The organism is Streptomyces sp. NPDC007162 (genome assembly GCF_040634175.1).
GTDB lineage: Bacteria > Actinomycetota > Actinomycetes > Streptomycetales > Streptomycetaceae > Streptomyces.
This window is the reverse complement of record NZ_JBEYFC010000276.1, coordinates 1-11691: the sequence shown is the minus strand read 5'-3', so window position 1 is coordinate 11691 and position 11691 is coordinate 1. Positions and strand designations below refer to the sequence as shown.

At 74.4% G+C, this 11691-nt stretch carries 6 protein-coding genes and 1 pseudogene; all 7 read left to right on the top strand.

Annotated features, from left to right (window positions below; genetic code table 11):
* Positions 1-331 (top strand): annotated as a pseudogene (locus tag ABZ646_RS27890) (serine protease); the annotation flags it as partial.
* A 112-nt stretch (positions 332-443) separates the two neighbouring features.
* Complete coding sequence (locus tag ABZ646_RS27885) at positions 444-1466, top strand: MoxR family ATPase (protein WP_360524436.1); 1023 nt, start codon at positions 444-446, stop codon at positions 1464-1466.
* A gap of 7 nt (positions 1467-1473) precedes the next feature.
* A complete protein-coding gene (locus tag ABZ646_RS27880; RefSeq protein ID WP_360524433.1) occupies positions 1474-5055 on the top strand; it encodes an SAV_2336 N-terminal domain-related protein in 3582 nt (1193 codons plus the stop codon).
* Between the two features lie 30 nt (positions 5056-5085).
* Positions 5086-5253: an FxSxx-COOH cyclophane-containing RiPP peptide gene (gene fxsA, locus ABZ646_RS27875; RefSeq protein WP_360524430.1), complete on the top strand. Its 168-nt coding sequence runs from the start codon at positions 5086-5088 to the stop codon at positions 5251-5253.
* A 168-nt stretch (positions 5254-5421) separates the two neighbouring features.
* Positions 5422-6576: an FxsB family cyclophane-forming radical SAM/SPASM peptide maturase gene (locus tag ABZ646_RS27870; protein WP_360524427.1), complete on the top strand. Its 1155-nt coding sequence runs from the start codon at positions 5422-5424 to the stop codon at positions 6574-6576.
* Between the two features lie 704 nt (positions 6577-7280).
* Positions 7281-8507 carry an HEXXH motif-containing putative peptide modification protein gene (locus ABZ646_RS27865; RefSeq protein WP_360524424.1) on the top strand — a complete coding sequence of 409 codons (1227 nt, stop codon included), beginning with the start codon at positions 7281-7283 and terminating at the stop codon, positions 8505-8507.
* A 127-nt stretch (positions 8508-8634) separates the two neighbouring features.
* Positions 8635-11637, top strand: a complete 3003-nt coding sequence (gene fxsT, locus ABZ646_RS27860) for an FxSxx-COOH system tetratricopeptide repeat protein (protein ID WP_360524421.1) — start codon at positions 8635-8637, stop codon at positions 11635-11637.
* The last annotated feature ends 54 nt before the right edge of the window (positions 11638-11691 follow it).

Here is an 11691-nt window from a genome sequence, read left to right as displayed (position 1 = left end):
AACCGTCCCGGTGCTGTGCCGCCAGGGCGACCTGCGCTATCCGGACGACGCCACCGCCCTCGGCCGGATCGTCCGGGCCGGGTACGGGGTGGTGCTGTGGCGGCGCTGGAGCCGCCGTACGGACTCCGTGTGCGGGGAGTTCCACCGGGGCGCCAGGATGACCGTCGACGACGCGGACGGTGCCTGGGCACTGCCCGACCTGGTGCACGGCCTGCGCAAACAGGTGCGCGAGGGGCTCACGGAGGCGTTCTGGGCCAAGGACATCGCTCTCCTGTACGACGATCCGCACCAACCCCTGCCCGGTGCGGGGGACCTGCTGGAGGCGCCGTGAACTCGCGCGCCCGGTGTGAGGCCCTTACGGGCTGTCCTGATGGTCGATAACGTGAAGCACGTTCGACGGCTGCCGTGGGTACGGGACGGACGAGTGACGACGAGGACCGGACATGACCGAATCCAGTGAGTGGCTCATCTACCGAGGCGCCGGGGAACCCCACGACGGCATGAACAGGCTGCCCCCGCCGCCCCCTTGGCGGGACTTCTCCGGCCGGGACGCGGCGGACGGCGGCGACGACTCGCGGGACCGCAGGCTCGGCGCGCACCGGCACCTGGCCGAGCTGCACCGGCCCGGCGCCGAGGAACTGGAGATGATCAACGCGGCGCTCTACCTGCGCCGTCCGCTGCTCGTCACCGGCAGTCCGGGCGCGGGCAAGAGCACGCTCGCGCACTCCGTCGCGTACGAACTGGGCCTGGGCGACGTGCTGCGCTGGTCGATCGTCAGCCGCTCCGCGCTGCGCGACGGCCTCTACCACTACGACGCCATCGCCCGGCTCCAGGACGTCCAGATCGCCGCGCAGGGCGGGTACGGCGCGGCGGGCGGCACCCCGGGTGCCGTCGAGGCGATCGGCAGTTACATCCGCCTCGGTCCCCTGGGCACGGCCCTGCTCCCCTCCGACACGCCTCGCGTGCTGCTCATCGACGAGCTCGACAAGAGCGACATCGATCTGCCCAACGACCTCCTGAACGTGCTGGAGGAAGGGGAGTTCGAGATACCCGAGCTGCAGCGGATCGCCGACCGGCTGCCGGACGGCGAGGCGGAGGTGCTCACCGCCGACGGCACCAAGGTGCGGGTCCGGGACGGCCGGGTGCGCTGCCGCGCCTTCCCGTTCGTGGTCCTGACCAGCAACGGCGAACGGGACTTCCCGGCTCCGTTGATGCGCCGCTGCATCCACCTCCAGCTGGACCGCCCCGACCACAACCGGCTCGCCACGTTCGTCCGCGCGCACCTCGGCGACGAGGCGGCACGTGCGGGCGACGACCTGATCAACCGGTTCCTGGAGCGCTCCCGCAGCGAGCTCCTCGCCACCGACCAGTTGCTGAACGCGATCTACCTCACCGACGCGGCCGCCCCGCCCAGCCGCGACCGCCTCGCCGACCTGCTCATCCAGCGGCTCGACCGCCCGAGGTGAGCCGCTGATGCCGGACGCAACACCGCGAAACGGCCCCGTCCCTCCCGACCCGGACCACGTCCCACCCGCCTCCGGCCAGAACTCACCCGATCCGGGCCCCTCCCCGTCGGCCCCTGCCCAGATCCCTCCCGACCCGGACCCCGCCCCGCCTGCCTCCGGCCAGGGTTCCCCCGACCCGGACCACGTTCCGCCCGCACCGAGGGAAGTCACGGCTGGGCCGGGGCAGGTGGGGGAGGGCGGCTCGGGGCAGGTTCCGGCCGAGCCGGGGCGTGGTTCCGGGGGCGACGGTGATCCGTTGGCCGAGTTCGTGCGGCGGTTGCGGGAGGTCGGGCTCGATCCGGATGCCGAGGGGCTGAGTGATGCCCTGTGGCTGGCCCGGTATGCGCGGTCCGGGAGCGAGGCTGCGGACGGTGCGCCGGGCACCGGTGCCGGGCCGGGGCCGGCCGTGGGGGCCGTCGTACCGCCGATGGCGCGGCCGGGGGACGTTCAGTCCTCGGGGGGCGGGAACCGGCCGGTCCGACCGCCGGCGGCCGTCGCCGGGGAGGGCGGGGCCGAGCGCCGGGCGGCGCTGTACCCGGTGCCGCAGCAGCACGGGATCCCGCGCGACGCGGCGGCCGGCCGGATCGCCGGACTGCCGGTCGGGGTGCCGGCGGCGCCCGCGCTGCCCGCGCCGCTCGAACTCCAGCGCGCTCTGCGGCCGTTGCAGGCCTACCGCAGCGCCGCTCCGCCGCTGCGCACCGAACTCGACGAGACGGGGACCGCCGAACAGAGCGCCCGCGCGGGCGGCCTGATCCTGCCCGTGTACCGCGCGGTGACCCGGGGTGACGCCCGACTGCAACTGGTCCTGGAGGCCTCGCCGTCGATGCGGGTCTGGGACCGCATGTTCGCCGAACTGGTCGAGGTCTTCAGCCAGTTGGGCGCCTTCGCCGACATCCAGATCAGCCACCTGCACGCCGGCCCCGACGGCGAGGCCACGGTCGGCCGCAGCGCCGACGTGCACGCGGCCCCGCTGCACACCGCCGACCGCCTCAGCGACCCGACGGGGCGCCGTATCACCGTCCTGGTCAGCGACTGCGCCGGACCGCTGTGGCGCAGCGGCCGTGCCCACCGGCTGCTGCACCACCTGTCCCGGCAGGCCCCGGTCGCCGTGCTCCAGCCGCTGCCGCAGCGGATGTGGAGCCGCACCCGGCTCCCGGTCACCTACGGGGAGCTGAGCCGCGGCGAGACGCTGGGCGGTGCCACCGCGCTCCGGGTGCGCACCCCGGCGGGGGGCGTCGTCGGCGGTCCGCGGGGTGCCGTACCGGTGCCGGTGCTGCCGCCCGAGCCGGTGGCGCTCGGGGCATGGGCGAGGCTGCTCGCCGGGATCGGCGCCGGGCCGGTGGCGGGCGCGGTCGGCTGGGTGCGCGCGGACCAGCCGCCCGCCCCGACAACCCGCCCCGGGCGCGCCCTGTCGCCGATCGAGCGGGTCAGCAGGTTCCGGTCGACGGCCTCCCCGAGCGCCGGCCGCCTCGCCGTCTACCTGGCGGCGGCCCCGCTCTGCCTCCCGGTGATGCAGCTGGTCCAGCGCACCATGCTGCCCGACTCCGGCCCCTCCGAACTCGCCGAGGTCCTGCTCGGCGGCCTGGTCACCCGTGCCCGTGAGGACCACGGCCCGGACGGCACCCAGTGGTACGAGACGGAGCCCGAGGTGCAGGAGGCGCTGCTGTCCACCCTCGGCCGTGACGAGGCCCTGCTCGTCCTCAAGCACTGCTCCGAGTACATCGAGCAGCGCTTCGGCAAGGGCGGCCCCAACTTCCCGGCCCTCGCCCTCGCCCAGCTCGGCGACGGCGGCCCAGGACGCCCGTACCCCCCGCCGGGCACCGGCTACCCGGCCCGCAACGGCGACAACGGCGACGCCACCCTGGTCCCGCAGCCCTTCGCGGAGGTCGCCGCCCGGGTGCTCGAACGCTTCATGCCGCTGCCCGAGCAGTTCCGTCTCTACGGCGGCCGGGACAGCGCCGTACGGCCGGGAGAGCGCCCCACCCACCAGGCCGTCGGCCGGGCCCGCGCGCTGCTCGTCCGGTTCGACACCGAGGGCATGGTGCAGGACCTCATCGACGCCGTGCAGTTGTTGCGCGGCGCCACCGAGCACGAGCAACCGCCGGGGGCGGACCCGGAGCTGTGGGCGCAGTACGCCGTCTGCACCCTGCGGCTGTGGGAGGTGCAGGGCGGCGCCGACCTGCTGCGCGAGGCGGAGGAGGCCGCGGAGCGGGCCGTGGCGCACCCGCACGCGCGTCGCGAACGCGCGGTCGTGGCCCGGGTGCTGGGGGCCGCCGCCACCGATCGCAGGCGCCGCGGCGACCGGGCCGGCGCCCTCGACCTGCTGCGCCGCGCCGACCGGGAGTACGCGGTGGCCTGCGGCGCCCCCGACCTCGACCAGCAGGAGGCGCTGCGGCTGACGCTGGAGCGGGTCGGCGCGCTGGAGGCGCAGTGGCGGCTGGGCGGGGACAGCGCGCTGCTCCAGGGCGCGGTCGGCATGCTGGAGGCGTTCGCCGACGCCTGGCCGGACCGCAGGCACCGGCCGCCCGAACTGCCACTGGCCCACGGCCGGGTCCTGCTGCGTCTGTCCGAGGACACCTCCGACCCCGAACAGGCCCGCGGCTACGCCGAACAGGCCTCGCGCTCGCTGCGCGACGCCCTGGAGTCCGGCGTCGAGGCCCCGGACCGGGTCCGGGTGCGACTGGACCTGGTGGACGCCCTGCTGCGCGCGGGCGGCGCCCTCGACGAGGCCCAGGACCGGGTCGACGAGAGCCTCGCGGTCACCCGCAGGCGCGGTCAGCGGGCCGCCCTGCACCTGCGGGCCGGGCGGATCCGGGTCGCCCGCCACGCCGAGACCGGCGACCCGCGGGAACTCCGGGACGCGGCGGACGCGTTCGCGAGCGCGGCGGCGGACATGCCGCGGGACGACCCCGGCTACTCCCAGGTCCTGGCCGAGTGGGGCGAGGCCCTGCTGCGCCGGGCGGCCGCGGAGGGCGGCGACCGGGCGTGGGCGCCGTTGTCCCAGGCGATCCGGGTCCTGCGGGACTGCCGCCGGGAGACCCCGGTCGGCCACCCCGACACCGGGCACCGGCTGCTGCTGCTGGGCCGCGCCCTGATCCTGCGCTACCGGCAGCGCGGCGACCGCGTGGACCTGCGGGAGGCGGAGCACCTCTTCGGGCTCGCGGCGCACGCGGCGGCCGCCGCGGACGATCCGCTGCTGGCCGTCCGCTGCCGGCTCGATCTGGGACAGACCCAGTACGAGGCCTACCGCAGCCTCGGCCGTCCGGCCAGGCTCGACGAGGCCGTGGACGCGTTCCGGCTCGCCGCCGAATCGGCCCGGGAGGCGGAGGCGGTGGCCCGTACCGAGCGGGGCCGGCAGGAAGCGGTGGTGCTGGGGGCTCAGGCCCACCACTGGCGGGGTATGTCCTACGAGGCGGCCGCGCGCCCACGGGCCGCCCGGGAGGCGTACCGCGCCGCCCGCACGGAGTGGTCACGGCTGCCGGAGGGCACGCTGGCCACGGGAGCACCGACGGCTCGGGACACCGCCGACCGGCTGGCCGAGCTGGACTGAACGCGCAACCGACGGGAGGGGAACGGGGACATGAGCGAACGGGACGAGACGGGTGAGCCCCTGCCGGATCTGCTCGGGCTGGATCTGGAGGAGCTGAGGACCGTCGAGCATCCGGTCCTGCGCGAGGTGCTGGACGCTCTACGGGAACGGACGGAGCGGCCCAGCGAGATGCTCTGGGGCTTCAACAACGCGATGTGAAACGGACCTTGGGCACGTTGTGAGGCATCTGCCGCAGTGCCGGTCGGTCGGGTTCGGTCAAATGTAATCAGAAAAAGGCGATTTCGATCGCAGCGGGTTTGCGTCCGGTCTCCGACCGGGAAAGCGGCCTGATACGGCGGGAAAGGCGTACGGCATGGGGGTGCTGGAGTGTCCACGACCGGTCACCCCTTCCGCCAGTTCATCGTCAAGGTGCACGGCCGCTGCAACCTGGCCTGCACCTACTGCTACCTCTACGAGGGCCCGGACAGCACCTGGCGCACCCGCCCCGCCGCCGCCGCGCCCGCCGTCCTGGACCGCACCGCCGACCGCATCGCCGAGCACGCCCGTACCCACGGCCTGACCACGGTCTCCCTGGTCCTGCACGGCGGCGAGCCGCTGCTGGCGGGCGCCGGCACCCTCGCCCGCTTCACCGAGACCGTCCGCACGCGGCTGCCCGCCGGCTGCGCGGTCCGCCCCACCGTCCAGACCAACGCGACCCTCCTCACCGAGGACCGCCTCACCGTCCTGGCCCGGCACGGCATCCGGATCGGCATCAGCCTCGACGGCGGCCGCGCCGAGCACAACGCGCGTCGCGTCGATCACGCGGGCCGGCCGTCCTGGCCCGCCGCGGCCCGCGGGGCCCGCCTGGTCGCCGAGCGCTTCCCGGCGTCGTACGCGGGCGTCCTCACCGTCGTCGACCCGACCCTTGACCCGGTGGAGACGTACGACTCCCTCCTCGAACTCCGGCCGCCCGCCCTTGACCTGCTCCTGCCGCACGGCAACTGGTCGGCGCCGCCCCCGCACTGGGGGGACGCCCGGCACGGCGACTGGCTCTGCGCCGTCTTCGACCGCTGGTGGTCGGCGGGACGCCGGGAGACCCGGGTCCGGCTGTTCGAGGAGTGCCTCGCCCTGCTGCTCGGCCTGCCCGCGGCGACCGAGTCGCTGGGGCTGGCCCCCTTCGACGCCCTCGTGGTGGAGACCGACGGGACGATCGAGCAGGTGGACTCGCTGAAGTCGGCGTACGAGGGCGCCGCCCGGACCGGCCTGGACGTCTTCCGGCACACCTTCGACGACGCGGCACGCCACCCGGGGGTCGCCGCCCGCCAGACGGGCGCGGCGGCCCTCGCCGACGACTGCCGGGCCTGCCCGCTGCTGTCCGTGTGCGGCGGCGGCCACTACGCCCACCGCTACCGGGCCGGACACGGCTTCCGCAACCCCTCGGTGTACTGCGCCGACCTGCAGCGTCTCATCCGACACGTGTCCGGCCGGCTCACCGCGGACGCGGTGCCCGCCCCGGCCTCTCGCGAAGGGGGCACCCCGTGATGTTTCCGGCGGTCCCGGAACCGGCCCTCGCCGAACTCGGGCGCACGGAGGGCGGCGCCGACACGCTCGCCCTGCTGATCCGGGACCAGGACACCCGGCGGTTGCTCCTGCTGCGCGCGGTACTGGACGCGGTACAGGCGGCGGACCCCGCACTGTGCCCACCGGCGGCGAAGGCGAGACTACGGGCCGACTGGACCCTGCTGACCGAGGCAGACCGCACCACGACAGCCGCCACCCCCGGCCCCTCGGCGGGAACCGCTCTCCGCCCGGCTCGGGAGGGGACCGCCCCGCCCGGTTCGCCGGGGGCGGGCGTCCCCGGGGGCGCGGGGTGGATCCCCGTACCCGGTTCCCCGGCGGGGGCGGGTGTTCCCGGCTCTGGTCTGGGGGGTGCCGTATCCGGTTCGTCGGCGGGGGCGGGTGTTCCCGGTTCCGGTGTGGGGGGTGCCGTATCCGGTTCGTCGGCGGGGGCGGGTGTTCCCGGTTCCGGTGTGGGGGGTGCCGTATCCGGTTCGCCGGTGGGGGCGGGTGTTCCCGGTTCCGGTGTGGGGGGCGCTGCACCCGGTTCGTCGGCGGGAACCGGTGTCCCCGGCTCCGGCGTGGGGGCCACTGGACCCGGTTCCCCGGCAGGGGCCGCCGAGTCCGGGGCTCCGGCGGGGGGCGGTGTGCCCGGGGCTCCGGGGCGGGGTGCTGCGGACGGTTCCCCGGTGGGGGCCGCCGCGTCCGGTTTGCGGGCGTGGGGTGAGGGCTCAGGTGGCCTCGGACCGGCCGGTGTTCCCGGCTCCGCGGCTCGGGTCAGGCTCTGTCATCCGCTGCTCGGGCCCTGGGCCCGGCGGTGTCTGGCCGCGCTCGATCCGCGCAGCGGGGCCCCCGTCGACGAGCGGCGCCGTGAACTCGCGTACGACCTGGGCTACTTCAGTGCCGTGGCGGCGGTGGCCGCGGCCCGTGCCGGGATCGGCTTCAGCACGGAACTGACGGCCCGGGACGGGCTGCTGGTGCTGCCCTCGCTGGGAGCCCTGCGGACGACCGGCCCCCGGGTCCGGGTGGCGTACGGCCAGGGCCGGCTGACACTCGACCGCACGTCCGTCTTCCTGGAGCAGGGCAGCGGCGCCTGGTCCGGCTCCCTCGCCTGGACCTCGGCGTACGCGCTCCCCGGCCTGGTACCCGGCGCCGCCCCCGTCCCCCTGGACGACCTCGACCCCTACCGCGTCCCGCCCCGCGAACCCGACCAGTACGCCCTCAGCGGCCCGGCCGCCCCGGACGACGCCGAACGCAAGCGGTGGCTGCAGAGCTGGACCGGCACGGCCGCCGTCCTGCGAACGGGCGGCGAGGGACGGCTGACCGAGGCGCTGGCGCTGCTGCGGTGCCTGGTCCCGCTGGAGATGCCACCGGGTTCGGCGGGCCGGGGCAGTTGCAGCGGAACCCGGCGTGAGGCGTTCGGGGCGCTGCTCAGCAGCTTCCCCGCCACCCCGGCCGCCTTCGCGGCGACCCTCGTCCACGAGTTCCAGCACACCAAACTGGCCGCGCTCAGCGAGATGGTGGAACTGCACCGGGCGGGACCCGAGGCCCGTTACTTCGCCCCCTGGCGCCCGGACCCGCGGCCGTACGACGGGCTCTTCCAGGGCGCCTACTCGCACCTCGCCCTCGCGGACTTCTTCCAGCGCCGGGCGCTCGACGCGGAACCGGCGCACAGCGCGACCGCGTGGGCGCAGTACGCGCGCTACCACGCCCAGGTGGGGGCGGCCCTGCCGGCCCTGGTCGCCTCGCCCGACCTGACGCCGGTGGGCCGGCGGTTCGTGGACGAGATGGCCGCCGCCCACGAACGGCTCGCCACGCATCCGGCGCCCTCGGGGCACACGGCGCGTGCGCAGGCGTACGTGAAGGCGGTACGCGCGCTGTGGACACAGCGTCAGCCCCGTGGGGAATCGCACTGAAATGACGACTTCTCAGGCCCCGCTGCGCAAAGATCGACAGGCTGAGGTATTCGGTTCCGAGGTCGCCCGACTCCCCAGAGCCGCACCGAGGTTCTAGGATTTTATGTCTACGCGTGGAGGCCGTCGCATGTCTGAAACTCGTACGCCGGTCAGGCCGACCGAGAGGGGGGCCGCGAGGCAGACCGTCACGATCAGCTTCGCCGGGTTCAACCGGGCCTGGGCGGCGTGGATCGGGGACAGGCTGGAGCGGCGCGGGGTCCGGGTCGTCTACGTGCGCTGGGACTCCCCGGCGGAGGAGACCCTGGTGGACCTGCTGCGCGGGCTCTCGCTCGCCGAGGGCCGGGTCCTGATCCTGGTCAGCGAGCGGTACTTCCAGCTCGGCCCCCGGACCTTCGAGGAGTGGAACGCGGCGCTGCGCGAGGTGGTCGCGCCGGACCCCGCCAAGTTCGCCGCGGTGTCCGTGACCAGTTCCCAGGTGCCCGCCGCCATCGCCGTCCTGGCGCCGGTCGACCTGACCAACATGGGCGCCGACGAGGCGGAACGCCGCCTGCTCGACCGGCTCGACCTGCCCAGCGAGGCCCGCCCGCCGGCGGAGGGCTCCCGCGGCCCGCGCTTCCCGGCCGCGATGCCGGAGGTCTGGGGCGGGGTACCGCGCCGCAACACGCGTTTCACGGGCCGGGAACCGGTGCTGAACGAGGCGTACCACCTCCTCCAGGGCAGCGAGCCCGGCGCGGGCGTGATCACGCTGCACGGCATGCCGGGGGTGGGCAAGACCCAGCTGGCCGCCGAGTACGTCTACCGCTTCGGTTCCGAGTACGACGTGGTGTGGTGGGTCAACGCGGAGAGCAGGGTCACCTACCGCCGCGTCCTCGCGGAACTCTCCACCAAACTCGGTCTCGCCACCGGCGACGAGTACGGCGAACGGCTGCGCGCGGTCCGCGACGCGCTGCGCCGGGGCACCCCGTACTCCCGCTGGCTGCTGATCCTGGACGGCGCCGACGAGCCCGAACAGATCTGGGACCTGGTCCCGACCGGTCCCGGCCACGTGATCATCACCTCCCGCAACCCGGAGTGGAGCGAGCACAACAGCAAGCTGCTGGAGGTGAACGTCTACGACCGTGACGAGTCGGTCGCCTTCGTCAGGCGCCGCGCGCCCAGGCTGACCGAGCAGGAGGCCGACCAGCTCGCCGAGGCACTGGAGGACCTGCCCCTGCTGCTGGACCAGACGGCGGGCTGGCTCAACGACTCGGACCTCTCCGTCGACGACTACATCGCCCTGCTGGAGGACGGTGTCGACCCGGACGTCGTCAAGGTGTCGGCCGACTTCCCGCTGGCCTTCCAGACCGCGTGGGCGATACTGCTGAACAAGCTCCGCGAGACCGTCCCGGAGTCGGTCGACCTGCTGCGCCTGTGCACCTTCTTCGCACCGGGCTTCATCCCGGTGCGCCTGTTGCGGGAGATGTCCACCGAAGACCTCCCGGAGCAGCTGACCAGGCTGTTCGACGACCCGCTGCTGTGGAACAAGGCGATCAACCAGCTGCGGCAGTACTCCGTGGTCCGGCTGGAGTCCCACGAGGCCGGTTCCGAGGAGATCCCCTCTCCCGGTGAAGCGGTGTACCTCCACCGGATGGTCCACCAGATCGTCGGCAAGGACATGCCGGAGGCGAGCCGGCGGGAGTTCATCGACGTGGTGCGCCGCGCGCTGGCCGAGGCCGACCCGGGCCGTCCGACCGACACCCGCAACTGGGAGGCGTACGCGGAACTCGTACCGCACCTGAAGTACGCCGACGTCCTCAACAGCACGGACCGCAAGGTGCAGAACCTGGTCCTCAACTGCCTGCGGTACATGTGGTGGGCGGGGGAGTACACCTCGGGCTGGAAACTCGGCAGGCGGACCGTGAACGCCTGGCGCGAGCTGCTGGGCGAGTCGGACACGCGGGTGTGGGAGGCCACGCACCACTACGCCAACCTGCTGCGGTCGGCGGGCCGGTTCGAGGACACCGAGGCGATCGACCGGGAAGCCATGGAGCACCTGCGCCGGGGCGGCGAGCGGTCCCTGGAGTACCTCCGGGCGGCCAACGGGCTGGGGGCCGACCTGCGGGAGCTGGCCCGCTACGAGGAGGCCCTCGAACTGGACGACTGGCTGTACCCGGCCTACCGGGAACTCCTCGGCGAGCAGGACTCCCGGACCCTCAACGCCCTCAACAACAAGGGGTACACGCTGCGGCTCATGGGCCGCTACCAAGAGGCCATGGAGACCGACCGGCAGACCCTGGAGACCCGGCGCCTGGTGCTGACGGGCCGCCACCTGATGACCCTGTTCTCCGAGGTGTCCTACTCCGTCGACCTCAGGCTGCTGGGCCGTTACGCGGAGGCCGAGTCCAACCACCTGCGGACCGTCCGCGAGTACAGCCACGTCGGCGGCCTGGGCAGCCCGGACGCGCTGCGGGCCCAGCTCAACCTCGCGCTCTGCCGGCTGCGGACCGGGGACCGCGCCTCGGCCGGGACGCTCCTCACCCAGGTGCTGGAGGGGTACGAGCGGAAACTCGGCGAGAACCACCTGCGCACGCTGTCCGCCGCGGTCAGCCACAGCTGTTTCAACCGCGAGCACGGTGACATCGACCTGGCCCGCGAGACCAGTGAGTCCATCCTGGCCCGCTACGAGCAACTCCTCGCGGAGGGGCACCCGTTCACGGTCGGCGCCCGGGCGAACCAGGCGCTGGTCCTGCGCAACGTCGGGGAGCGCGAGGCCGCCCACGTCCTGATCGAGCAGGCACTGGCCGACATGACCGGCGCCGTCGGCGAGTACCACCCCTACACGCTCGGCTGTGCCATCAACGCCTCCGCGCTGCGCAACCTCATCGGGGAGACGGAGTCCGCCGCGGAGCTGAGCCGGATCACCGTCACCCGGGCCACCGAGACCCTCGGCCGCACCCACCCGCTGACCCTGTCGGCCCGGATCGCCCACGCGGCCGACCTGCGCGGTCTGCGCTCCCGGCAGCAGGCCGAGAAGGTCGAGCAGGAGGCCCTGTCCGACCTGGAGGCCACGCTGGGCAGGCAGCACGTCCACACCATCTCCGCCCGCGCCCGCAACCGCCCGTACTGGGACTTCGAACCCCAGGCGAGCTGACGCCCGGACGCCGAAGGGCCCGGCCCCCGTGACGGGGACCGGGCCCTTCGGCGT